This window comes from Enterobacter cloacae complex sp. P1B, assembly GCF_014982345.1.
Lineage (GTDB): Bacteria > Pseudomonadota > Gammaproteobacteria > Enterobacterales > Enterobacteriaceae > Enterobacter > Enterobacter bugandensis.
In genome coordinates this window covers 256,735-279,124 of the sequence record NZ_JADCLF010000016.1, presented here as the reverse complement: position 1 = coordinate 279,124, position 22,390 = coordinate 256,735, and the positions used below count along the sequence as shown (strand labels likewise).

Here is a 22,390-nt window from a genome sequence, read left to right as displayed (position 1 = left end):
AACACGATGTTAGTCTTTGGCAATCAAGACGCTTAGACGTCTAAACCATATCAATATTCCTGGCCGAGGGGTAAAAGGAAATGACAGACAACCTGCTGCTCACACACCTGGTCGACGCCTGCCGCTGGATAGGCGCCAAAGGCTGGGCACCCGCCACCGGCGGTAATATGTCGGTGCGTCAGGACGAGCACCTCTGCTGGCTCAGCGAATCCGGCAAGGACAAAGGCAGCCTGACCACCGACGATTTTCTACAGGTGGAGATCGCCACCAACCGGGCGCCGTCCGGTCGAAAACCGTCGGCGGAGACCGGGCTACACACCCTTATCTATCGCCTGTTCCCGGAGGCTAACGCTGTCCTGCACGTTCATACCGTTAACGCCACGGTGCTGTCGCGTCTGGTCAAAGAAGCCGAACTGAATATCAGCGGTTTCGAGATGCAGAAATCGCTTACCGGGCAGACTACCCATCTGGATACCGTCGCCATCCCGGTGTTTGATAACGACCAGGACATCGACGCCCTCGCCTCGCGCATCGCTCATTACGCTCAGGAGCGTCCGCTTAATTATGGTTTTCTTCTGCGCGGCCATGGCTTAACCTGCTGGGGACGCGACGTGGCCGAAGCCCGCCGTCATCTGGAAGGTTTAGAATTCTTATTTGAATGCGAAATGCGTTTACGACAACTGGAGAGAGTATGATTCGCGCGATTGTGACGGATATTGAAGGAACCACCAGCGATATTCGTTTTGTCCATGATGTTTTGTTCCCCTACGCGCGTGAGCGGCTGGCGGCCTTCGTGACCGCCCAGCAGTACGCCGAGCCGGTCAAATCGATTCTGGACAACCTGCGCGATGAAATCAGCGATCCGCATGCCGGCGTCGGCGATCTCATCAACGTGCTGTTTAGCTTTATGGATGAAGACCGCAAATCGACGGCGCTCAAAGCCCTGCAAGGCATCATCTGGCAGGAGGGCTACATCAACGGTGACTTTACCGGCCATCTGTACCCTGACGTTCTGCCCGCGCTGGAAAAATGGAAGGCGCAAGGGATTGATCTCTATGTTTATTCCTCTGGCTCCGTTGCTGCGCAGAAACTGTTATTTGGCTACAGCGACGAAGGTGATATTACTCATCTGTTCAGCGGCTATTTTGATACCCACATCGGCGCCAAGCGCGAGGTGCAGTCTTACAAGAACATAGCGGCGCACACGGGCATCGCCCCGTCGCAGATCCTGTTCCTGTCGGATATTCATCAGGAGCTGGACGCGGCTGAACAGGCGGGTTTTCGCACCCTGCAACTGATTCGCGGTGAAGATGACGGCGCGAGCCATCACCATCAAATCCACCAGTTTGACGAGATTAATCCGGAGCAGATCCCTTCATGAGCGCATTGACCATTTATTCCGATAAAGACGCCAGTAAGCCTCTGTGGCACAGCACCGACGCCGCCGAAATCTCTCAACAGCTGAACGCTAAAGGCGTGCGCTTTGAGCGCTGGGCGGCAGACCGTGATTTAGGACAGGATCCTGCCCCCGAAGCCGTGATCGAAGCGTATCAACATGCGATCGACAAGCTGGTGGCAGAGAAAGGCTATCAGAGCTGGGATGTCATCAGCCTGCGCGCCGACAATCCGCAGAAAGAGGCGCTGCGCGCGAAGTTTCTCAACGAACACACCCACGGCGAAGACGAAGTGCGTTTTTTCGTGGAAGGTGCCGGGCTGTTCTGCCTGCACATTGGCGATGAGGTTTATCAGGTGCTGTGCGAGAAAAACGACCTGATTTCCGTGCCGGCAGGCACGCCGCACTGGTTTGATATGGGTTCAGAGCCGAACTTTACGGCCATTCGTATTTTCGACAATCCGGAAGGCTGGGTTGCCCAGTTTACGGGCGATGCGATCGCGGATGCCTATCCACGCCTGGCCTGATCTTTTCTCCCTCTCCCTGTGGGAGAGGGTCGGGGTGAGGGCACCAGCGCGCACTAAGCGTTAAGCCCTTTCACATACTTCACCAGCTGATCCAGCACTATCCCCCACCCTTCGTGGAAGCCCATCTGTTCATGCTGCTCGCGGATTTCCTTCGTCGGATGGCGCGCAATCGCCGTATAGCGGGTTTTCCCCTCCCCGACGTCTTCCAGCAACAAAATTGCCGTCATAAACGGCTTCTCGGCCGGTTTCCAGCCTTCGGTATAGCCGTCGGTAAACACCAGCTTTTTCCCCGGGTCGATTTCCAGGAAGACACCCCGGTTATCCATCCGCTGCCCGTCCACCTCAAACACGGTGTTGAACCGCCCGCCCACGCGCAGGTCGAGGTCGCATTCGGTCACCTTGTGCGGAGCAGGAATGAAGAAGTTTTTGATGTGCTCGGGCGTGGTCCAGCAGAGCCAGAGCAGGTCGCGCGGTGCGTCCACCACGCGCTCCAGTTTTAAGTCTGTTTCAGGATCGAGCGTCACGATGTTGTCCTCTCAGGGAACCCCCTTAAAGGATAGCCGGACTCAGGCAAATTTCCCTTCCGCCACCTCATCCGGCGTGACCACACCCGTATCCAGCACCCAGCCGCTAATCAGCGAGGCAGGCGTGACGTCGAATGCCGGGTTATAGACCACCGCGTTTTCCGGCGCCCACTGCACCGCGCCAAAGCTTCCGGCAACGCCCGTCACTTCGCTGGCGGCGCGCTGCTCGATGGGGATCGCATCCCCGTTCGGGCAGGCCGGGTCGAGCGTCGTTTGTGGGGCGGCTACGTAGAACGGAATGCCGTGGAATTTCGCCAGCACTGCCAGCGAATAAGTGCCGATCTTGTTCGCCACGTCACCGTTAGCGGCGATGCGATCGGCCCCCACCCACACGGCGTCCACCTGCCCTTTCGCCATCAGGCTGGCGGCCATGGAGTCGGTAATCAGTTGATACGGCACCCCCAGCTCGCCCAGCTCCCATGCGGTCAGCCTGCCGCCCTGCAACAGCGGACGGGTTTCATCCACCCAGACGCTGCTGACGTTACCCTCCTGATGCGCGCGGGCAATCACGCCCAACGCCGTACCGACGCCCGCGGTTGCCAGCCCGCCGGTGTTGCAGTGGGTCAGCAGACGGCTGCCGGGCTTCACCAGCGCGCTGCCCGCTTTTGCAATCGCGTCGCAAAGCCGTTTGTCTTCGTCAATCAGGCGCAGCGCCTCCGCCATCAGCGCCGGAACGAAATTCTCTTCCCACAGCGCAAGCTTCATGCGGTCGAGGTTGTTCATCAGGTTTACCGCCGTCGGGCGGGATGCGCGAAGCGTTTCCAGCGCCACCGCCAGCTCATCGCGGCTTTTGCCGTTTTCCGCCAGCAGCGCCAGCAGCAGGCTTGCAGAGAGACCAATCAACGGTGCGCCACGCACGCGCAGAGCGTGGATATGCCCAACCAGCGCCTCCACCGTTGAGGCATCCAGCCAGCGTTTCTCCTGCGGAAGCGCCTGCTGGTCGAGAATAAAGAGCTGATTATCCGCCACCCGCAGGCTGGTCGTCTGTAATGTCTGCATGTCGTTAATTCCCTGTTGCGTTGTTGTAGCACATTGTGTCAGGATGAAATCCAGATGTATAGACGTCTACATGTCTTAATTAGTTAACTCGTGAGGAGCAGGCCATGTCGCAATACCGTACCTTTACCGCTCAGGACGCCGTGGAGTATGCCAGGCAGTTTGGTGGGCTTGACGATCCGTCATCGCTGGTAGAGGCGCAGGAAGTGGGCGACGGCAACCTCAATCTGGTTTTTAAAATTTTCGACAGCGCGGGCGTCAGCCGCATCATCGTCAAACAGGCGCTGCCCTACGTGCGCTGCGTCGGCGAGTCCTGGCCGCTGACGCTGGATCGCGCTCGCCTCGAGGCGCAAACCCTGGTCGAGCATTACCAGCACAGCCCGCAGCACACCGTAAAAATCCACCACTATGACCCGGAACTGGCGGTGATGGTGATGGAAGATCTCTCCAGCCATCGCATCTGGCGCGGCGAGCTGATCAACAACATTTACTACCCGCAGGCGGCGCGCCAGCTGGGTGAATACCTTGCGCACGCGCTGTTTCACACCAGCGATTTCTACCTGCACCCGCACGAGAAAAAAGCGCAGGTGGCGAAATTCATCAACCCGGAGATGTGTGAGATCACCGAAGATCTGTTCTTTAACGATCCGTACCAGGTTCATGAGCGCAATAACTACCCTGCCGAGCTGGAAAATGACGTCGCCGCCCTGCGCGACGACGCCCCGCTAAAAATTGCCGTGGCCTCCCTGAAGCACCGCTTCTTCTCGCATGCCGAAGCGCTGCTGCACGGGGATATTCACAGCGGCTCGATTTTTGTGGCCGACGGCAGCCTGAAGGCCATCGACGCCGAGTTCGGCTATTTCGGGCCGATTGGCTTTGACGTCGGCACCGCCATCGGCAACCTGCTGCTCAACTTCTGCGGCCTGCCGGGCCATCTGGGCATTCGCGATGCCGCCGCCGCGCGCGAGCAGCGCCTGACCGATATTCAGGAGCTGTGGAACACCTTCGCGGAACGCTTTCAGGCGCTGGCAAACGAGAAAGCCCGCGACGCCGCGCTCAGCGCGCCAGGCTATGCCTCCGCGTTCCTGAAAAAGGTCTGGCATGATGCCATCGGGTTCTGCGGCACCGAACTCATTCGCCGCAGCGTCGGGCTTTCCCACGTCGCGGATATCGACAGCATCCAGGACGAGGCCATGCGCCACGAATGCCTGCGCCACGCGATCGCGCTCGGCAAAGCGCTGATTCTGATTGCCGACCGCATCGACAGCGCGGAAGATCTGGTGGCGCGGGTGCGGCAATACAGTTGATTTTCTCCCTCTCCCTGTCGGAGAGGGCATCAAACCGCACTCACCCCAGATACTCAATCACCGACAGCCCGGCGTTATAGTCCGTGCTGTAGATAATTCCCTGCGCATCCACAAACACGTCACAAGACTGGATCACTTGCGGGCGATTCGGCCGCGTGTCCATCATCCTCTCCGGTGCCGCAGGCACCAGCGCACCGGTTTCTACCGGGCGATACGGATTGGAGATGTCATACGCGCGCACGCCAGCATTCTGATAGGTGGCAAAAATCAGCGTTGAGCTGACAAAGCTCCCCGGCCGGTTCTCGTGCAGGTTGTGCGGGCCGAAATGCGCCCCTTTTGCCACGTAGTCGGTTTCATTCGGCTGCGGGAAGGTCGAGATGCTCACCGGGTTCGACGGCTCGCGGATATCAAACAGCCAGATCAGCTTCTCGCCGTCCTGCTGGTTATCCAGCACCGCTTCGTCCAGCACCACCAGCAGTTCCCGGTCCGGCAGCGGCAGGGCGGTGTGCGTGCCGCCGCCAAACGGCGGACTCCAGTTACGGTGGCTAATAAGCTTAGGCTGGGTACGATCCTTCACGTCAAGCAGCGTTAAGCCGCCGTCGCGCCAGCTGCCGTACGCCGTATCGCCGGCAATAATCGCGTGATGCAGCGCGTAGCGCTTTCCCTCCGGCCAGTTCGGCTGTTCGCCTTCGGCCTGGTTCATGCCCGGCAGCCACCAGCGCCCTGCCACCTCAGGCTTGCGCGGGTCCGCCAGGTCGATCGTCAGAAAGATGTAGTCGGTAAAACCGTCGATCAGCGCCGACACGTACGCCCAGCGGCCACCGACGTACCAGATGCGGTGTATGCCGATGCCGCTCAGCGAGAGAAAGCCAATTTCGCGCGGCGCGTCCGGCGTGGAGATATCAAAAACGCGAAGCCCGGCGCTCCAGCCCCTGTCCTGCACGTCGCTGACGGTCTCTCCTACCTGACGGGTATAGTAGACCTTCTCGTCGGCGAAGCGGGCATCGGCAAACAGATCCCGGGCGTTGATCACCAGCAGCAGGTCGTCATGCGCCTGGAGGTGCACGTTCCAGGTGCCCGGCGGCGCAGGCACATAGCCCGCGGGTTTCGGGTTTTTCGGGTCGCGCACGTCTACTATCGAAAAGCCCTGCGACACCATATGGCCGATATAGGCGAAACCGCGGTGCACCATCAGCTGCACGCCGTCCGGGCGACCGCCCTGATCGCTATGGCCGATCAGCCGCATATTGCGGCTGTATTCTGGCGTGGGGAGGATGCTCATTTATTTTTCGCTTCCAGCGTCGCAAACCACGGCGCGATAAAATCTTCCGTCTGGCCCCAGCCCGGAATGATTTTGCCCAGCGACGCTACGTTCACCGCCCCCGGCTGCGCGGTCAGCAGCGCCTGCGGGATCGCAGCGGCTTTGAAGTCGTAAGTGGCAGGCGTGGCTTCCCCGGCAATCTTGTTGGCGATCAGGCGCACGTTAGTCGCACCAATCAGCTTCGGATCCACCGCCACGCTCACCTTCCACGGGCTGCCCGGCTCGCGCATCAGCTGCAGATCCTGGTTGGAGATGTCGATGCTGTAGAGTTTAATCTCGGTACGGCCGTTCTCCTTCAGCGCCTTATACGCCCCCTGGCTGAAGGCATCCCAGGTGCCCCAGATGGCGTCGATTTTGCCTTTCGGGTATTTCGCCAGGATCGCGCCCACCTTGTTGGCGGTGTCGCCCTGCACGTCAGAAGAGACCGCGCCGATGGACTCCAGCTCTTTAATCTCCGGGTACTGCTTTTGCAATTCTTTATAGGCTGCCTGACGGCGCTCCATCGGCGGGAAGCCCGCCACCCACAGCTTGACGATATTGGCCTTGCCGTTGAAATCTTTCGCCAGCTGGCCGAAGGAGAGGTTAGTCAGGGAGGCATCATCCTGCTGGGTGACGGTCACGCCCGGGATCTCGCCGTTAACGGCGGTATCAAACACGGCGACCTTAATTCCGGCCTCCACCGCCTTCTTCACCAGCGCGGTGGAGTACGGATCGCGGCCCTGCGACAGGATGATCCCGTCATATTTCTGGCTGATGGCCTGGTTAACGAAGTCCTGGAATTTAGCGTCGTCACCGTTGCTTAAAAAGGTGCTGACTTTAAAGCCGAGCTTTTTCCCTTCCTGAATGGCCCCGGCAACAAACTGCGTGGTGTTGTCGTCCGAGCCGAGGTTACGGATCACCGCGATGCGGATCGGTCCGTCGTGGTTCGCAATGGCGGGCGGAACCGGCGCGGGCGTGGCCGCGAATCCCGGCAGAGAAGTGAGTAACCCCAGTGCCACCAAAGAGAGCGCAATCTTTTTCATTTTTTATCCCGTTGTGTTGTCAGCGTTTTTGTATGTAGGTAATCGCCAGTGCCACCGCGAGCACCAGCCCTTTTATTATGTCCATGGCGTAATACGGCACGGAGAGCATCACCAGCCCGTTCGACAGCACGCCGAGAATCACCGCCCCGACCAGCGTCCCCAGCGCATTCGGCTTGCCGGATCCGGCCAGCGAGAAGCCGATCCACGCCGCCGCCACCGCATCCATCAGGTAACCCCCGCCCGCGTTCACCTGCGATGAGCCAATGCGCGAGGCCAGCAAAATTCCGCCCAGGCCCGCCAGCAGCGAGGCAATCACGTAGGCCGCCACCTTGTAGCGCGTGGTGCGAATGCCGGAGAGACGCGCCGCTTCCGGGTTACCGCCAATGGCGTACATCCGGCGTCCGTGAGTGGTCAGCGACAGCCCCAGCTGCGCCAGAAGGGTCACCGCCAGCATGATGATGACAATGGTCGGCACCTGCCCCAGCAGGCTGAACGCCGCCGGAATGGTCCCTTCCGCCATGTCGCCGCTCGGCAGCACCATATTCTCGGTAATCGACCCGCCGTAGCTATAGGTCATCGCCACACCCTGGATGACAAACAAGCTGGCGAGCGTCGCGAGCATGTCCGGAATACGCAGGATGACGATCAGGAAAGCGTTAAACAGGCCGACCAGCGTGCAGAGCGCGAGAGTGATTACAATCGACTCGGTGGTGCCGAAGCCGTGCCAGACGAAAAGCGAAATCACCAGCGCGTTCGCTAGCGACGCCGTGGAGCCCACGGAGAGATCGAACCCGCCGACGGTCAATGAAATCGACACGCCAACGGCAATCACCGTCACGATGGCAATCGAGCGCAGAATATTGATGATGTTGTTCGGGTCGAGGAAGCTGTCCGACGCCAGGCCAAAGACGGCCACCAGCGCGACGACGGTGAGCAACATGCCCCATTTATAGAGAAAATCAAAAAGTTGCTGACGGCCAGACGCCGCCGGGGTCACTGAAAGGGCCTTGCTCACGACGCCGTTCCTCCGGTTGAATAATAAAGTAGTGTCTCTTCACGGGCCTCTTCCCCGGCGATTTCCGCCACGATGCGCCCGTCCCACAGGACGCAGATGCGGTCGCACAGTCCCACCAGCTCGGCAAACTCGCCGGAGGCGTAAATCACCCCTTTGCCCTCGCGAGCCAGGCCGTCAATCAGCTGGAACAGATCGGTTTTGGCCTTCACGTCCACGCCTTTGGTCGGCTCGTCGAAAATCAGCACGCTGGCGTCATTACGCAGCCACTTGCCGATGGCGACCTTCTGCTGGTTACCGCCGGAGAGACGTCGCAAAACCTGTCCGGGACCGCGGGTGCGAACGCCGACGCGGGCGATCACCTCCTCCGCCCAGCGCCACGCCTGACGATGGCCGAACATGCTCCAGCGCGAGAAGCTGTTATCGGCGCACACGGCAAGGTTCATGCTCACCGGCTCGTCGATAAAAATGCCCTCTTTGCGCCGCTCCTCCGGCACCAGCGCCAGGCCGCGCAGCACCGAGTCTGCCGGATCGCGCGGCTGCCAGGCCTGATGGTTCAACTCACCGCGCGCCACGCGGCTTTTGGTGGCGCCAAACAGCGCCTTGCAGAGTTCGGTTTTCCCCGCCCCCGCCAGCCCGGCAATCCCGAGAATTTCGCCTTTGCGCAGGTGCAGGGAGATATCCTTCAGCAGCGCGTCGTCGTGCAGTCCTTCCACTCGCAGCAGCGTTTCGTCGCCGTGCGGCGGTCGCGCGGGCGGGTAGATATCGCTCAGCACGTGGCCGAGCATCTTCTCAACAATCTCTTCACCGCTGAGATCGGCCATCGGGCCGGACTCAATCAGCTTGCCGTCGCGCAGCACCGTCAGGGTGTCGCAGATAGCTTTTAGCTCGTGAATGCGGTGGGAGATAAACACCACGCCGATGCCCTGCTGTTGCAGACGTCTTACCACCGCAAACAGACGCTCGCTCTCGTGCGCGTCCAGCGGCGCGGTGGGCTCGTCAAGAATCAAAAAGCGGCAGTGGTGGGACAAAGCGCGTGCCAGCAAAATCTGCTGCTTTTCGGCCAGCGAACAGCCGTCGATGGAGCGGCGAACGTCCAGCGTAACGTCGAGCTGCGCCAGCGCCTGCCGCGCCTGCTGACGAACGGTGCGCCAGCGGTAGCGGTGCCCCGGCTGCGCCAGCTGGTCGAGCATGATGTTCTCCGCAATGCTCAGCCCGGGGATCAGCGCCACGTCCACCTCCTGCTGCACGAGGTGGATGCCCAGCCGTTTGGCGTCCAGCGGCTCGCGAATGTTTACCGGCTGGTTGTTAATGGAGATTTCGCCTTCATAGTGGTCGTGCGTCCCGCACAGCACCGCCATCAGCGTTGATTTCCCCGCACCGTTGGCGCCCGTCAGCGCATGCACCGACCCGCCGTTCAGCGTGAAATCCACGCGCGTCAGCGCCTGAAAGCCGGAGAAGGCCAGGCTGATACCGCGCATTTCAAGACGACTGGAAACCATCCGCGTAAATCCTTCATAACTCTTCTGATTTATCGAATTTTTCACAGCTCCGGTTGACTGACAACGACGGAAAAGGCATAAGATAAAGCGAAATATTATTAGCCATCCGGATGTCCAGACATAACATCGGGTTAGCGCTTGCGAAAAAAGGACAACACCATGAGCAACACCGACATCCGCGTCGTGCCCGGCCCTGCGAACTACTTCTCCCATTCCGGAAGCCTTGCGCATCTGAATGACTTCTTTACCCCGGAACAGCTTTCCCGCGCGGTGTGGATTTACGGCGAGCGCGCAATAGAGGGCGCGCGCCCGTTCCTGCCGGAGAGCTTTAACGCGCCGGGGGCGAAGCACCTGCTGTTTAAAGGCCACTGCAGCGAGCGCGACGTCACCCGGCTGGTGAACGAATCCGGCAGCGAAGCCAGCGTGGTGATTGGCGTGGGCGGCGGCGCGGTGATGGACACCGTCAAGGCCGTGGCGCGCCGCTTAGGCGTGCCGTTCGTGGGCATTCCCACCATCGCCGCCACCTGCGCAGCGTGGACCCCGCTCTCCGTCTGGTACAACGATGCCGGTCAGGCGCTACAGTTTGAGATTTTTGACGACGCTAACTTTCTGGTGCTGGTGGAGCCGCGGATCGTTCTGAACGCCCCGGCGGAATATTTGCTGGCGGGCATCGGCGATACGCTGGCGAAGTGGTACGAAGCGGTGGTTCTCGCCCCACAGCCGGAAATCCTGCCGCTGACCGTGCGTCTCGGCCTTAACGGCGCGCTGGCGATCCGCGACGTGCTGCTGGAACACAGTGAGCAAGCGCTTGCCGACCAGCAGCGCGGCGAGCTAACGCAGGCGTTTCGGGACGTGGTGGACGCCATTATTGCCGGCGGCGGGATGGTCGGCGGCCTGGGCGAACGCTACACCCGCGTGGCGGCGGCGCACGCGGTGCACAACGGCTTGACCGTGCTGCCGCAGACGGAAAAATACCTGCACGGCACCAAGGTGGCCTACGGCATTCTGGTGCAGAGCGCCCTGCTCGGCCAGGACGACGTGCTGGCACAGCTGGTGGCGGCATACCGGCGCTTTAACCTGCCGACCACGCTTCGCGAGCTGGACGTCGACATCAATAACCGCGACGATCTCGACAAGGTCATCGCCCACACTCTGCGCCCGGTGGAGTCGATTCACTATCTGCCGGTGACGTTAACGCCTGAGGCTCTGCGCGCCGCGTTTGAGAAAGTAGAATCCTTCCGCCGTTAATTGCGCCGACGGGCTATACCTAATGATGGTTCTCACCACTCTCGTAACGAGGTCATCATGCAGATCGATTTAACAGGTAAAAAGGCGCTGGTTACCGGCGCCAGCCGCGGGCTGGGTCGTGCGATTGCCCTGTCGCTGGCGCGCGCCGGTGCCGATGTGGTCATCACCTATGAAAAATCCGCCGATAAAGCCCAGGCGGTCGCGGATGAAATTAAGGCGCTGGGGCGGCACGGCGAGGCCATTCAGGCGGACAGCGCCAGCGCGCAGGCGATTCAGGATGCCGTCACCCATGCGGCACGCTCTCTCGGCGGGCTGGACATCCTGGTCAATAACGCCGGTATCGCGCGCGGCGGCCCGCTGGAGTCCATGACGCTGGCGGACATAGACGCCCTCATCAACGTCAACATCCGCGGCGTGGTGATCGCTATTCAGGAAGCGCTGGTGCATATGTCTGACGGCGGGCGCATTATCAACATCGGCAGTTGTCTGGCGAACCGCGTGGCACAGCCGGGGATTGCCGTCTACTCAATGACCAAATCTGCACTGAACTCCCTCACCCGTGGTCTGGCCCGCGATCTTGGCCCGCGCGGTATTACCGTTAACCTGGTGCACCCCGGCCCGACCAACAGCGATATGAACCCGGAGGACGGTGAACAGGCTGACTCACAGCGTCAGCTTATTGCCCTGGGCCATTACGGCCAGCCGGAAGACGTCGCGGCGGCGGTCACTTTCCTAGCCAGCCCGGCAGCCGGGCAGATCTCAGGCACCGGTCTGGACGTGGACGGCGGTTTGAACGCCTGATCGCAATTTTCCTGCAAGCCTCTGTCGCCCGGCAGAGGCCTTGTCGAGCCGCCTCGACGGTTTGCGTTTTGCCTCTTACCTGCGCTTTTTTTCCGCTCTACAGTACCCCATAAGAAATTCGGAATTTATCTAATAGTCTTATTATTTCCTTATATTTTGTGTGGGCGTACAGTGGAGGTACGGATGAAGATCGTGTGGTCAAAAACAGCAGAGAAGCAATTTTCTAAAATCGATACGCGATATCAGAACCGCATTAAATTCAGGCTGGAGAAGATGGATGATAAAACATCACCTGTCGCGGATATCAAGAAATTATCTTCTCCCGAAAACCACTACAGGTTGCGATTAGGTGATTACAGGGTCATTTACACCTTCGGAGACCCGCCGGGTGATACCTGTTACGTAGTGGCGGTAAAACGCCGGACAACCACCACCTACCTTCATGAGGAGCATACGGAATATGACTATTCAGTTCATCAAGGATGAAGAAGGAAAAAAACAGTATGTTGTCATTCCCTACGATGAATATTTCCGCATGCGTTTAGCCATGCTTGAGTATGATGACGATGATGAAAACGACTGGGAAGACATCCCTTACGAATCAGATATCTACGATAACGTAGGTTTACCGGGTGAAGTGTGCGACGTCATGCATAGCGAGAACGTCAGCCTGCAGGCCGCATGGCGCATTCTGCGCGGCATGTCGCAGCAGGAGGTGGCGGAAAAACTCGGCATCAGCCAGTCCGCCGTATCACAGCTGGAAGCGCTGGACTCCCGTCCGCAAAAGCGCACACGCGAAAAGCTGGCGGCAATTTATGGCTGCAAGCAGGAGCAAATCAGCCTCTATTTACCGAAAGAGGGTTAACAGCACTTCGCCCCGCCCTTGCCGCCGTAACGGGCGTCCTGGCGGTCGCGGAAAAACTCTTCGTAGGTCATCGGCGTCTGGTCCGGGTGGTTGACGCGCATATGCTCGACGTAGTTATCGTAATCCGGCACGCCAATCATCATTTTGGCGGCCTGGCCCAGGTACTTACCTGCTTTAGAGAGGGTGTCGAACATCATTCTGGTCTCACTGGAAATGTAGGCCGGGTAAGCGCTAGCGCCACCCGGCACACAGGTTAATGCGCCCCTTTCGCCTGGGTCACAATCTCGTCCAGGTTTTCAGGCATCGGCTCATACGGCGTCTCTTTCGCCGTCGGCGTGTCGACCTTCAGCGCCGCCAGCGCGGTTTTCAGAGAATACAACGCCAGCACCACAACCACCACCATAAAGAAGATGGTCAGTCCGGCATCCAGACGGTTGTTGAATACCAGCTGAGACAGCTGTGACTCGGTGTACTGCGCCGGGATCTTGCCGCTGTCGATCATCGCCTGGAACTTGTTGGCGATCGCCAGGAAGCCCACCTTATTGTCCGGACTGAAGGCTTTTTGCCAGCCCGCCGTCAGGGTACAGATTAGCAGCCAGGCGGTTGGCACCAGCGCCACCCACGCGTAACGCTGGCGCTTCATCTTGAACAGCACCACCGCGCAGAGCATCAGCGCCATGCCCGCCAGCATCTGGTTGGCGATACCGAACAGCGGCCACAGGGTGTTGATCCCGCCCAGCGGATCGACCACGCCCTGATGCAGGAAGTAGCCCCACGCCAGCACGCACAGCGCCGTCGCCAGCAGGTTAGCCGGGAGCGAATCGGTCCGCTTCAGGTTCGGGGAGATCACCCCCAGCAGATCCTGGAGCATAAAGCGCGCCGCACGGGTTCCCGCATCCACCGCCGTCAAAATAAACAGCGCCTCGAACAGGATGGCGAAGTGATACCAGAACGACACGTCCATCAGCCCGCCCAGCGCGCCGTGCAGGATGTAGGCCATGCCCACCGCCAGCGTCGGTGCCCCGCCCGCGCGGGAGATAATTGACTGCTCGCCCACCTCATTAGCGATATGCGTCAGCGTTTCCGGGGTAATGGCAAAGCCCCAGCCGCTCACCACTTGCGCGGCAGAGGCGACCACGTCAACGGTGCCGGCCGGGGCCAGTACCGCCATCGGGCTGTTCATCGCGAAGTAAACGCCCGGGTCAATAATGCAGGCGGAGACCAGCGCCATAATCGCCACGAAGGACTCCATCAGCATGCCGCCGTAGCCAATCAGGCAGGCCTGATTCTCGTTGGCCAGCATCTTCGGCGTCGTCCCGGAGGCAATCAGCGCGTGGAAGCCGGACACCGCACCGCAGGCGATGGTAATAAACAGGAACGGGAACAGGTTACCAGTCCAGACCGGGCCGGTACCGTCGATGAATTTGGTCAGCGCAGGCATGGTCAGGGTCGGGCGCATAATCAGAATGCCGATGGCCAGCCCGACGATGGTGCCGATTTTCAGGAAGGTTGAGAGGTAATCGCGCGGGGCCAGCAGCAGCCACACCGGCAGCACTGCCGCCACAAAGCCGTAGCCCACCAGCATCCAGGTCAGCTGCACGCCGGTAAAGTCGAAGAATGGTGCCCAGGTCGGGCTTTCCGCCACCCAGCCGCCGGAGATAATCGCAAATACCAGGAACACCAGGCCAATGACAGAGACTTCACCGATGCGCCCCGGGCGCAGGTAGCGAATGTAAATCCCCATAAACAACGCCAGCGGAATGGTAAAGGCGACCGTGTAGGTTCCCCACGGGCTGTGGGTCAGCGCTTTCACCACGATCATCGCCAGCACCGCGAGGATGATCACCATGATCATAAAGGTCGCCACCAGCGCAATCACCCCGGCGGTTGCCCCCATCTCCTCTTTCACCAGCTCACCCAGAGAACGGCCGTCGCGACGGGTGGAGACGAACAGCACCATAAAGTCCTGCACCGCGCCCGCCAGCACCACCCCCGCGAGGATCCAGATCATCCCCGGCAGGTAGCCCATCTGCGCCGCCAGCACCGGCCCCACCAGCGGGCCTGCACCGGCAATCGCCGCGAAATGGTGACCGAACAGCACTTTTTTATCCGTCGGCACGTAGTCCAGCCCGTCGTTGTGGCGCACGGCTGGCGTCATGCGTGTGCCGTCTACGCCCAGTACCGTCTTTGCGATATAGCGGCCATAAAAACGGTACGCAATGAGATAAATGCAGACGGAGGCGACGACGATCCAGAGCGCATTGATCTGCTCCCCCCGGTTGAGGGCGATATAGCCCAGGGCAAAGGCTCCCACAACGGAGAGCACCGCCCACGTAAGGTATTTCCCTGAGTTGTTCATAGTTGTTGTCCGTTGTTGTGAAACAGTGAGATGTTACATTTTGTTTCTAGAACAACGGATAAAATTTAACAACTTTGAAACGCAATAATGCGTGGTCAAACCAGAGATTTACACCACAGTGTTAAGCCGATCACTTTCAGCTGAATGACTTACCCCAGCACCATCGTGCTCAACCGACAGGTACAGCACCGCCGCCCCTGCTCGTCGAATACCACGATCTCCCAGCTCTGGCTCGAACGCCCCAGATGCAGCGGCTGACACACGCCGCGCACCTTACCGTGAGAGACCGCGCGATGGTGCGTGGCGTTCAGCTCTGTGCCGACCACGTTCTGCCCGTCGCGGGTCATCAGAAAACCGGCCATTGAGCCCAGCGTTTCTGCCAGCGCCGCCGAGGCGCCGCCGTGCAGCAGGCCAAACGGCTGATGGGTACGGGCATCCACCGGCATCTCTGCTTCCAGCGTGTCGTCCCCGAGGCGGGTATAGACGATGCCCAGATGCGCCACCAGGGTGTTTACGCTAGTGGCGTTCAGTTCTTCAAGCGATAAATGACGTTTCCAGATCATTACGCCCCCAGCGTGGAGCCGCCGTCCACCACGATATCCTGCAGGGTAATATGGCTGGCGGCATCGGACGCAAGGAACAGCACGGTGGCGGCAATTTCCTGCGGACGGGCGATTTTGCCGAGCGGAATGCCGAGCTTGAACTGCTCGCCAAAGCCGCGAATGCGCTGCTGCTCCGCATCGTCGCTTTTCCACAGGGTGCGCTGCATGTCGGTGTCCGTTGAGCCCGGCGACACCAGGTTACAGCGCACGCCGCTGCCCGCCAGCTCCAGCCCGACGGTCAGCGCCAGGCTTTTCAGCGCTGCCTTCGACGCACCGTAGGCACTCATGCCGATGCGCGGGGTGTGCGCCGCGTCGGAGGCCACGGTCACTATCGCCCCGCCCTGCTGACGGCGGAACTGGCCCATCGTCTGCTGAAACAGGTTAAACGCGCCGCCGACGTTAACCGCAAAGGTCTGCTGCCAGTCTTCCTGCGAAAGCTCGTCCGTCGCGCCCATGCGCAGAATGCCCGCCGCGTTAACCAGCACGTCGAGGCGCTCAAGGGTGCCGAGTAAACGCCCGCAGACGTCGCCCACCTGCGCCGCGTCCGCCACGTCCAGCGTTTCGGTGGCAAACGGATAATCGTCCTGCGGGAAGGCCAGATCGAACCCGGTCACCCGCGCGCCCGCCTCCACAAAGGCCAGCGCGGTCGCATAGCCGATACCTTTACCCGCGCCCGTTACCCAAACCGTTTTACCGGTAAAATCGGCCCCCGCCATCACTTCACCTCACGGGAGAGCAGCGCCCACCAGGCGTCGAGGGTCGGATTTTTCGCCAGCATCACGAAGTCGATGTCGCCGTGCACCTTTCGCCAGCGGGCGGCCAGCGCCATCATGCGCACCGAGTCCAGACCGTAGTCGATCAGGTTTTCGTCATCCATCGGCTCGTCGGACTCGTCCAGCAGCGGCAGGATCAGCGCGCGCAGCGCGGCTTTCGTTGCCGGAACGGACGGCAGCAGCTCATCGGTCATCACCACGCGGCCAGAACGTCCTGCCACGTATTTCAGCGACATCAGGTGCTCGTCGCGGGTGAAGTCCGCCAGCGCGTCGGCGATAAAGAACGGCTTGATGTCGCGCATAAAGGCGTCGGTAGCGGTGGTCATGCAGCCGATGTGGGCATAAACGCCGGTAATCAGCAGCTGGTTGCGGCCGGTCTCTTTCAGCATCTGCTCCAGCGGTGAGCGGTGAAACGCGCTGTAGCGCCACTTCACCAGCACGGTGTCCGCTTCGTCCGGCGTCAGTTCATCCACGATACGCTGCTGCTCCGGCGAGCGGGTCAGGCCCGGCCCCCACATGTCGTTCAGCAGGGCGCGGTCTTCATCGCTCTGCTCTTTCGGCTGCGCGGTGTAGTACACCGGGATATTGTGTTCTTTGCAGTACGCGCGCAGTTTAGCGATGTTCGCCACCACCTGCTGCATCATGTCGCTATTTTCGCCCCAGAAGTTCAGGAAATACTCCTGCATATCGTGGATCAGCAGCGCGGCGCGCTCCGGCTCAAACGCCCAGTTCACCTTGTTGGTCGGCAGCTCTGCGGCGGTTGGCAGCGCGTAAGCGGTTAATTTTGGAATGGCCATTCTCTGTTCCTCAGCCCCGGGCGCGTTCAGCAAGCCACAGGCGCAACTGTTTCTTATCAACTTTGCCGACCGGCGTGAGCGGAAGCGCATCCACGCTCTCCACGCGGTCCGGCAGCTTAAATTCGGCAACGCCCTGCTCGCGCAGGAAGCGACGCACCTCAACCGCACGCAGGGGCTGTTTCACCACCAGATACGCACAGCTTTTTTCGCCTAGCAGGCTGTCCTCCATGCTCACCAGCGCGGCGTGGATCACCGCTTCGTGGCGCAGCAGCAGGTTTTCGATCTCTTCGGCGGCAATCTTTTCGCCACCGCGGTTGATCTGATCTTTCTCGCGCCCCTGCACGGTGATGTAGCCCTGCTCATCGATGGCGATCAGATCGCCGGAGCAGTAGAAACCGTTGGCATCAAAGGCGCTGGCGTTGTGCTCCGGGCTGTTGAAATAGCCGCGGAAGGTGTACGGGCCGCGCGTCATCAAACGTCCGACTTCCCCGCGCGGGAGCGGGTTGCCGTCCTCGTCCGCCACCCACACCTCGTCGTCCGGACACATTGGGCGGCCCTGGGTATTGATGATGCGCTCCGGCATATCGTCGAGCGCGGTGTAGTTCACCAGCCCTTCCGCCATGCCGAATACCTGCTGCAACTGGCAGCCGATTTCCGCCGGAATACGCGCCGCGAGCGTGGCGGAGAGGCGTGCGCCGCCCACCTGGAGCAGCTTGAGGGATTTCAGCTGCGCGTTCCCCGCGCCGTCGGCAATCGCCTGCAGCCAGAGGCTCACCGCCGGAGGGACCAGCGACGTCACGTTGATCTGATGCTGCTCAATCAGTGGGAAGCAGAGCGTGGCGCTCGGATCGTTCGCCAGCACCACGCAGCCGCCCGCCGTGAACACGCCTAACGATCCCGGCGAGCTCATGGCGTAGTTATGTGCCGCGGGAAGCGCGTTCAGATAGCGAGTCTGCGCAGTGATGCCGCAGATTTCATTGCTGCGGCGGATGCTGTAGTCGTAGTCGTTGTGCGTACGCGGGATCAGCTTCGGCGTGCCTGTGCTGCCGCCGGAGAGCTGGAAGAACGCCACCTCGTCTGCGGGCGTCGGGTTCGGGATGAAGTTGTCCGCCGGGTGCGCAATCGCCGCTTCCAGCGCATGTTCACCCTTATCGCCGCGCAGCAGCACGGCGCGAACCGAGCGGTGTTCATCCACAAAGGTATTGAGAAAATCATCCCCCGCGAACAGGGCATGTTCGCGATCGGCGATCAGCACGGCGGGTTTGATCTGGGCGGCGTAGGCGTTCAGCTCGCTGCGCTGATGGCTAAAGAGCGCGTTAACCGGCGCGACGCCGATCTGCAGCAGCGCGAAAAAGGTGATGTAAAACTCGGCCACGTTGCCGAGCTGCACCAGCGCGGTCTCGCCGCGGTGCAGCCCCTGCGCCTGGAGGGCAGACGCGAGGTTATTCACCGCCTGATGAAACGCGCGGTAGGTGATGTGCCGTTCGCCGTCGATAATCGCGACCGCATCGCTTTGCGCATGGTCCGTCAGGATGTGGGTCAGCGGCAGATCCTGCCAGTAGCCTTTTTCACGGTAGCGGCGGGCAAAATCCTCAGGCCAGCGGGTAAAAGGGATGGTCATGGGTATTCCTTAGTGCAAACCAAACACGTTAAGCATGGTGGAGAGCTTCACGCCCGTCTCGCGCCACTCGCCCACCGGGGAGGAGGCAGGCACAATGCCCGCGCCGGCAAACAGGCGAACGGTATTTTCGTGAAGACGCGCGCAGCGGATGGTCACCACCCACTCGCCGTTGCCTTCGCTGTCGCACCAGCCGACGATGCCGCCGAACAGCTCACGGTCGAACGGCTCCAGCTCGGCAATCAGTTCTTTAGCCGCCTGATGCGGGAAGCCGCTCAGGGCCGGGGTCGGGTGCAGCAGGCAGGCCAGCGTCAGGGCGTTTTCGTTCTCGCGCGCGTCACCTTCAACCGGCGTCGCCAGATGCCACAGCGTCGGCGTGGTGATGAGCTGCGGGGAAGACGGCATGCTCAGATGATGGCTGCGCGGCGCCAGAATGGCCTTCATCGCCTGGGTCACCAGGTCGTGTTCGTGGCGGTCCTTTTCGGAGGCCAGCAGCTTATTGCCCGCCTCGCGATCCAGCACGTCGTCCGGCTGGCGGCGCGCGGAGCCTGCCAGCGGCAGCGAGCTAAAGTGCCTGCCCTCTTTGCGCAGCAGCAGTTCCGGGCTGGCGCCGAGCAGCACGCCGCCGTCTTCCAGCGGCACGTGGAAGTTAAAACTCGCCGGGTTCTGAGCGATCAGACGCTCCATCAGCGCGCCGCTGTCCATTTTTTTGTCGGTGGCGATATCAATCAGGCGCGACAGCACTACCTTATTCACCTGCGGCGTGGCGGTGAGCGACGCGGCGCGCGCGACCATCTCTTCAAAAACGGGCTGAGCGGGGATCTCGGTGCGCTGTTCCACCCTCAGCGCCTGCGCGCCGGAGAAATAGCGTGCGGACTGCTGACGCGCGGGACGGGAAAACGTCTCCCAGCGTTGCGGAATAAACAGCGAAGACGGCTTGCGGGTATCGAACGGGATGGCCCCTACCATGACGGGATGAGCGATGCCGCTGGCTTTCGCATCCCGGAAAGCCTGGGCTAATTTCTGCTGGAACTGCCCCGCCGGATCGTCGCCGCCGACGGCAGGTTCAGAGAATCGGGCAAAACAGCCTGAGGTGGTAAAACTGCGGTAAGGCGACATAAAGAAAAAGCTGTCTGATTGCAGCGTGGTCGCGGTGTGCTGAACTTCCTCAGCCAGGGACGTGTCCATATCATCCTCCTCAAAATGATAAAAGAAGCAATAATGATTATCATTTATATTTTCGTCGGCTAACCTAATCCCACAGCGCGCCGCTGTCAACCGTCGGGCCATTAACTTCTGCGACAAACGCTTGCATCCCTTCCCGGCAACCATGAAAATGAGAAGCATTATCTTCAATAAAAACAGGATGCCGCTCTGTGAAAATCGCTGCCGTTTGCCGCAATGCCCTTCTTCTGACAGGACTTTTTGTTTTAGGACTAACCTCAGCCGCCGCCGCCGACTGGCCGCGCCAGGTCACCGACAGCCGCGGCGTGCATACGCTTGAGAGCAAGCCGACGCGCATTGTTTCTACCAGCGTGACCTTAACCGGCTCCCTGCTGGCGATTGACGCGCCGGTCATTGCCAGCGGCGCAACCACGCCGAACAACCGCGTGGCGGACGCGCAGGGTTTCCTGCGCCAGTGGGGGGATATTGCAAAACAGCGTAAGGTTGCACGGCTGTACATCGGCGAGCCGAGCGCCGAAGCGGTGGCCGCCCAGATGCCGGATCTGATTTTAATCAGCGCCACCGGCGGGGATTCCGCGCTGGCGCTGTACGATCAGCTCTCCGCCATCGCCCCGACGCTTATCATCAATTACGACGACAAAAGCTGGCAGGAACTGCTGACCCAGCTGGGCACGATGACCGGGCACGAGAAACAGGCCGCTGAACGCATCGCCGCGTTCGATAAACAGCTCGCGCAGGTGAAACAGCAGATGAAACTGCCGCCGCAGCCGGTGAATGCCATCGTCTACACCGCCGCCGCGCACACGGCGAACCTGTGGACGACAGAATCGGCGCAGGGCAAGCTGTTACACCAGCTGGGCTTTACGCTGGCGGCGTTACCCGATGGGCTGCACACCTCAAAAAGCCAGGGCAAGCGTCACGACATTATTCAGCTGGGTGGAGAAAACCTGGCGACGGGGCTGAACGGCGAAGGGCTGTTCGTGTTTGCCGGCGACGAGAAAGACGTGAATGCGATTTACGCCAACCCGCTGCTGGCGCATTTACCGTCGGTGAAAAACAAGCGCGTCTGGGCGCTGGGAACGGAGACGTTCCGCCTGGATTATTACAGCGCGATGCTGGTGTTAGACAGATTGAGTGAGTTGTTTAAGTAGGCATTTTCCCTCCCTCTCCCCGCGGGAGAGGGCCGGGATGAGGGCATCAGGCCGCACCGTCGTTCAACACGACCTCCTGCCTGAACCGCCGCAATTCCACCAGCACCACCAGTAAGATCGCGCCAACCATCGCTAACACAAACCCGCTGCTGCTCGCCGACGCCACCGGGGTCATTATCGCCCCCAGCCCGCCGAGGATCGCCGCGCCAATTGCATCGCCCGTCACGTTCTGCGCGGTCCACAGGCCGTTGATACGCCCCAGCATCCCTTCCGGCGTCTGGGTCTGGATCAGGGTGTACTGTAAAAGTGAGCTGACCGCACTCAGCCAGCCGAAAATCACCAGACACATCACCCCCAGCGCCCAGACCGGCATCAGGCTGAAGAAGCCGATGGCGATAAACGAGGCCAGCGTCGCCACCAGCATAATCAAGCCCGGACGCGCACTTTGGGCCAGGTTACCGCTGGTCAGCGCCCCGCAGGCCGCACCGAGCGGAATGGCGGCGTACAGCACGCCAATCTCTGAGGCGCTCATCTGCCACTCGCCCGCCAGCGCCGGGTAAAGCACGCGCACGGCGCTCGCCATCGTCAGCAGGCCGCCGAGCAGCGCAATGCCGCCAATCAGCGGGTTACTGAACAGAAAACGAATCGCGGCCATCAGCGATTTAAGCGGGTGTTCGCGCGGCTGCGGTGGCGGGGGCAGGAGCGGCAGACGCAGCAGCGTCAGGGTGGTGATAAAGGTGCCCGCCGCGGCAAGGCCGTAGTTCCAGGCCACGTTGCCCGTTGCCAGCAGCAGGCCGCCCACCATCGGCGAAATCACCGAGCCGAGGCGTACCGTGAGCATGGTGATCGCCCCCGCCTGCATCAGGTTCTCGCGGCCCACCAGCGCGGGCGTTGCCGCCAGCAGCGCCGTCACGCCGAGCGAGGCGAAAAAACCGTCCCACAGGCCAAGGGCATAAATCGCCATCAGCGACGGCTCCGGCAGCATGGCGTTCAGACACAGCCCGATAAAGCCCACCCCGCAGGTGCCGCGCGCCAGCAGGATCAGCTTCTTACGCTCGTAGCGATCCGCCAGCACGCCGCCGACCATCAGGCCGATAAACATCGCCCCGCCGGTTAAGGTGACGGATAGCCCCACCAGCCAGCTGGAGTGCGTCATAGTCTGGATCTGTACCGGCACGGCGACGCCGAGCAGGCCGAGGGACAAAATGGAGATAAAGCGAGCGATAAAAACGGCGCGATACGCCGGGTGCGTTTTCAACAGGCTGAGGTTAAGCAGCCAGGATTTTTGATTCATGACAAAGCCTTGAGTCTATTTCTACCCATTCCA

The 22,390-nt window shown here is 60.8% G+C and carries 23 protein-coding genes; 9 read left to right on the top strand and 14 right to left on the bottom strand.

The window, feature by feature from the left end:
- The first annotated feature begins 80 nt into the window (after positions 1–80).
- Genes INF77_RS20135 through INF77_RS20125 form a run of 3 tightly spaced genes read left to right on the top strand, consistent with a single transcriptional unit; the run spans position 81 to position 1,920 of the window.
- The gene (locus INF77_RS20135; protein WP_048961266.1) at positions 81–695 is read left to right on the top strand and encodes a methylthioribulose 1-phosphate dehydratase; all 615 of its coding nucleotides are present in this window, start codon (positions 81–83) and stop codon (positions 693–695) included.
- On the top strand, positions 692–1,381 hold the full coding sequence (mtnC, locus tag INF77_RS20130; RefSeq protein ID WP_047367714.1) for an acireductone synthase: 690 nt from the start codon (positions 692–694) through the stop codon (positions 1,379–1,381). The genes INF77_RS20135 and mtnC overlap by 4 nt, the downstream gene beginning before the upstream one ends.
- A complete protein-coding gene (locus INF77_RS20125; protein WP_193532217.1) occupies positions 1,378–1,920 on the top strand; it encodes an acireductone dioxygenase in 543 nt (180 codons plus the stop codon). The genes mtnC and INF77_RS20125 overlap by 4 nt, the downstream gene beginning before the upstream one ends.
- Positions 1,921–1,973: 53 nt before the next feature.
- Here the strand turns inward: INF77_RS20125 and INF77_RS20120 are convergent, their stop codons facing one another.
- Both INF77_RS20120 and mtnA read right to left on the bottom strand, forming a co-directional pair.
- The gene (locus INF77_RS20120; RefSeq protein ID WP_028012311.1) at positions 1,974–2,444 is read right to left on the bottom strand and encodes an SRPBCC family protein; all 471 of its coding nucleotides are present in this window, start codon (positions 2,442–2,444) and stop codon (positions 1,974–1,976) included.
- A gap of 42 nt (positions 2,445–2,486) precedes the next feature.
- Positions 2,487–3,503 (bottom strand): S-methyl-5-thioribose-1-phosphate isomerase, encoded by a 1,017-nt coding sequence (mtnA, locus tag INF77_RS20115; protein WP_193532216.1) that lies wholly within the window; start codon positions 3,501–3,503, stop codon positions 2,487–2,489.
- 104 nt (positions 3,504–3,607) lie between these two features.
- Between mtnA and mtnK the strand changes: the two genes are divergently transcribed.
- Entirely contained in the window at positions 3,608–4,807 is a 1,200-nt protein-coding gene (gene mtnK, locus INF77_RS20110; RefSeq protein WP_193532215.1) for an S-methyl-5-thioribose kinase, read from the top strand.
- Between the two features lie 40 nt (positions 4,808–4,847).
- Here the strand turns inward: mtnK and INF77_RS20105 are convergent, their stop codons facing one another.
- The 4 genes from INF77_RS20105 to INF77_RS20090 are packed head-to-tail and all read right to left on the bottom strand — an operon-like array spanning position 4,848 to position 9,664.
- Positions 4,848–6,089, bottom strand: a complete 1,242-nt coding sequence (locus INF77_RS20105; protein WP_193532214.1) for an LVIVD repeat-containing protein — start codon at positions 6,087–6,089, stop codon at positions 4,848–4,850.
- Positions 6,086–7,150, bottom strand: coding sequence for a sugar ABC transporter substrate-binding protein (locus INF77_RS20100; protein ID WP_193532213.1), 1,065 nt, complete (start codon positions 7,148–7,150; stop codon positions 6,086–6,088). The genes INF77_RS20105 and INF77_RS20100 overlap by 4 nt, the downstream gene beginning before the upstream one ends.
- Positions 7,151–7,169: 19 nt before the next feature.
- On the bottom strand, positions 7,170–8,165 hold the full coding sequence (locus INF77_RS20095) for an ABC transporter permease (RefSeq protein WP_069733597.1): 996 nt from the start codon (positions 8,163–8,165) through the stop codon (positions 7,170–7,172).
- Entirely contained in the window at positions 8,162–9,664 is a 1,503-nt protein-coding gene (locus INF77_RS20090) for a sugar ABC transporter ATP-binding protein (protein WP_193532212.1), read from the bottom strand. The genes INF77_RS20095 and INF77_RS20090 overlap by 4 nt, the downstream gene beginning before the upstream one ends.
- 159 nt (positions 9,665–9,823) lie before the next feature.
- Here INF77_RS20090 and INF77_RS20085 point away from each other — a divergent pair, with 159 nt between their 5' ends.
- The 4 genes from INF77_RS20085 (at position 9,824) to INF77_RS20070 (ending at position 12,578) form a co-directional block, all read left to right on the top strand.
- Complete coding sequence (locus INF77_RS20085; RefSeq protein WP_193532211.1) at positions 9,824–10,912, top strand: oxidoreductase; 1,089 nt, start codon at positions 9,824–9,826, stop codon at positions 10,910–10,912.
- A 57-nt stretch (positions 10,913–10,969) separates the two neighbouring features.
- Positions 10,970–11,713, top strand: coding sequence for an SDR family NAD(P)-dependent oxidoreductase (locus INF77_RS20080; RefSeq protein ID WP_028012303.1), 744 nt, complete (start codon positions 10,970–10,972; stop codon positions 11,711–11,713).
- Between the two features lie 183 nt (positions 11,714–11,896).
- Entirely contained in the window at positions 11,897–12,199 is a 303-nt protein-coding gene (locus INF77_RS20075) for a type II toxin-antitoxin system RelE/ParE family toxin (RefSeq protein ID WP_017899060.1), read from the top strand.
- Complete coding sequence (locus INF77_RS20070) at positions 12,174–12,578, top strand: helix-turn-helix transcriptional regulator (protein ID WP_028012302.1); 405 nt, start codon at positions 12,174–12,176, stop codon at positions 12,576–12,578. Before INF77_RS20075 ends, INF77_RS20070 begins: the two co-directional genes overlap by 26 nt.
- On the opposite strand, the gene INF77_RS20065 is transcribed toward INF77_RS20070, so the two are convergent.
- The 7 genes from INF77_RS20065 to entC all read right to left on the bottom strand — a co-directional run bounded on the left by INF77_RS20065 (position 12,575) and on the right by entC (position 19,915).
- Complete coding sequence (locus tag INF77_RS20065) at positions 12,575–12,772, bottom strand: YbdD/YjiX family protein (protein WP_006809671.1); 198 nt, start codon at positions 12,770–12,772, stop codon at positions 12,575–12,577. The genes INF77_RS20070 and INF77_RS20065 overlap by 4 nt on opposite strands.
- Positions 12,773–12,831: 59 nt before the next feature.
- Positions 12,832–14,937 carry a pyruvate/proton symporter CstA gene (gene cstA / locus INF77_RS20060; protein WP_017694336.1) on the bottom strand — a complete coding sequence of 702 codons (2,106 nt, stop codon included), beginning with the start codon at positions 14,935–14,937 and terminating at the stop codon, positions 12,832–12,834.
- 149 nt (positions 14,938–15,086) lie between these two features.
- Positions 15,087–15,500, bottom strand: a complete 414-nt coding sequence (entH, locus tag INF77_RS20055) for a proofreading thioesterase EntH (protein ID WP_069733602.1) — start codon at positions 15,498–15,500, stop codon at positions 15,087–15,089.
- Positions 15,500–16,255 (bottom strand): 2,3-dihydro-2,3-dihydroxybenzoate dehydrogenase EntA, encoded by a 756-nt coding sequence (gene entA / locus INF77_RS20050; protein ID WP_193532210.1) that lies wholly within the window; start codon positions 16,253–16,255, stop codon positions 15,500–15,502. Before entA ends, entH begins: the two co-directional genes overlap by 1 nt.
- Complete coding sequence (locus INF77_RS20045) at positions 16,255–17,109, bottom strand: isochorismatase (protein ID WP_193532209.1); 855 nt, start codon at positions 17,107–17,109, stop codon at positions 16,255–16,257. Before INF77_RS20045 ends, entA begins: the two co-directional genes overlap by 1 nt.
- Before the next feature lie 10 nt (positions 17,110–17,119).
- Entirely contained in the window at positions 17,120–18,730 is a 1,611-nt protein-coding gene (gene entE / locus INF77_RS20040) for a (2,3-dihydroxybenzoyl)adenylate synthase EntE (protein ID WP_063154730.1), read from the bottom strand.
- A 9-nt stretch (positions 18,731–18,739) separates the two neighbouring features.
- Positions 18,740–19,915: an isochorismate synthase EntC gene (entC, locus tag INF77_RS20035; RefSeq protein ID WP_063154731.1), complete on the bottom strand. Its 1,176-nt coding sequence runs from the start codon at positions 19,913–19,915 to the stop codon at positions 18,740–18,742.
- 188 nt (positions 19,916–20,103) lie between these two features.
- On the opposite strand from entC, the gene fepB reads away from it, so the two are divergent.
- A complete protein-coding gene (gene fepB, locus INF77_RS20030; protein WP_063154732.1) occupies positions 20,104–21,063 on the top strand; it encodes a Fe2+-enterobactin ABC transporter substrate-binding protein in 960 nt (319 codons plus the stop codon).
- A 46-nt stretch (positions 21,064–21,109) separates the two neighbouring features.
- On the opposite strand, the gene entS is transcribed toward fepB, so the two are convergent.
- Complete coding sequence (gene entS, locus INF77_RS20025; RefSeq protein ID WP_063438253.1) at positions 21,110–22,357, bottom strand: enterobactin transporter EntS; 1,248 nt, start codon at positions 22,355–22,357, stop codon at positions 21,110–21,112.
- Positions 22,358–22,390 lie beyond the last annotated feature (33 nt).

Excerpts from the sequence above, each read along its gene's own strand:
- INF77_RS20135 (WP_048961266.1), top strand. The coding sequence starts at position 81 with ATGACAGACAACCTGCTGCTCACACACCTGGTCGACGCCTGCCGCTGG.
- mtnC (WP_047367714.1), top strand. The coding sequence starts at position 692 with ATGATTCGCGCGATTGTGACGGATATTGAAGGAACCACCAGCGATATT.
- INF77_RS20125 (WP_193532217.1), top strand. The coding sequence starts at position 1,378 with ATGAGCGCATTGACCATTTATTCCGATAAAGACGCCAGTAAGCCTCTG.
- mtnA (WP_193532216.1), bottom strand. The coding sequence starts at position 3,503 with ATGCAGACATTACAGACGACCAGCCTGCGGGTGGCGGATAATCAGCTC.
- mtnK (WP_193532215.1), top strand. The coding sequence starts at position 3,608 with ATGTCGCAATACCGTACCTTTACCGCTCAGGACGCCGTGGAGTATGCC.
- INF77_RS20105 (WP_193532214.1), bottom strand. The coding sequence starts at position 6,089 with ATGAGCATCCTCCCCACGCCAGAATACAGCCGCAATATGCGGCTGATC.
- INF77_RS20100 (WP_193532213.1), bottom strand. The coding sequence starts at position 7,150 with ATGAAAAAGATTGCGCTCTCTTTGGTGGCACTGGGGTTACTCACTTCT.
- INF77_RS20090 (WP_193532212.1), bottom strand. The coding sequence starts at position 9,664 with ATGGTTTCCAGTCGTCTTGAAATGCGCGGTATCAGCCTGGCCTTCTCC.
- INF77_RS20085 (WP_193532211.1), top strand. The coding sequence starts at position 9,824 with ATGAGCAACACCGACATCCGCGTCGTGCCCGGCCCTGCGAACTACTTC.
- INF77_RS20080 (WP_028012303.1), top strand. The coding sequence starts at position 10,970 with ATGCAGATCGATTTAACAGGTAAAAAGGCGCTGGTTACCGGCGCCAGC.
- INF77_RS20075 (WP_017899060.1), top strand. The coding sequence starts at position 11,897 with ATGAAGATCGTGTGGTCAAAAACAGCAGAGAAGCAATTTTCTAAAATC.
- INF77_RS20070 (WP_028012302.1), top strand. The coding sequence starts at position 12,174 with ATGACTATTCAGTTCATCAAGGATGAAGAAGGAAAAAAACAGTATGTT.
- INF77_RS20065 (WP_006809671.1), bottom strand. The coding sequence starts at position 12,772 with ATGTTCGACACCCTCTCTAAAGCAGGTAAGTACCTGGGCCAGGCCGCC.
- cstA (WP_017694336.1), bottom strand. The coding sequence starts at position 14,937 with ATGAACAACTCAGGGAAATACCTTACGTGGGCGGTGCTCTCCGTTGTG.
- entH (WP_069733602.1), bottom strand. The coding sequence starts at position 15,500 with ATGATCTGGAAACGTCATTTATCGCTTGAAGAACTGAACGCCACTAGC.
- entA (WP_193532210.1), bottom strand. The coding sequence starts at position 16,255 with ATGGCGGGGGCCGATTTTACCGGTAAAACGGTTTGGGTAACGGGCGCG.
- INF77_RS20045 (WP_193532209.1), bottom strand. The coding sequence starts at position 17,109 with ATGGCCATTCCAAAATTAACCGCTTACGCGCTGCCAACCGCCGCAGAG.
- entE (WP_063154730.1), bottom strand. The coding sequence starts at position 18,730 with ATGACCATCCCTTTTACCCGCTGGCCTGAGGATTTTGCCCGCCGCTAC.
- entC (WP_063154731.1), bottom strand. The coding sequence starts at position 19,915 with ATGGACACGTCCCTGGCTGAGGAAGTTCAGCACACCGCGACCACGCTG.
- entS (WP_063438253.1), bottom strand. The coding sequence starts at position 22,357 with ATGAATCAAAAATCCTGGCTGCTTAACCTCAGCCTGTTGAAAACGCAC.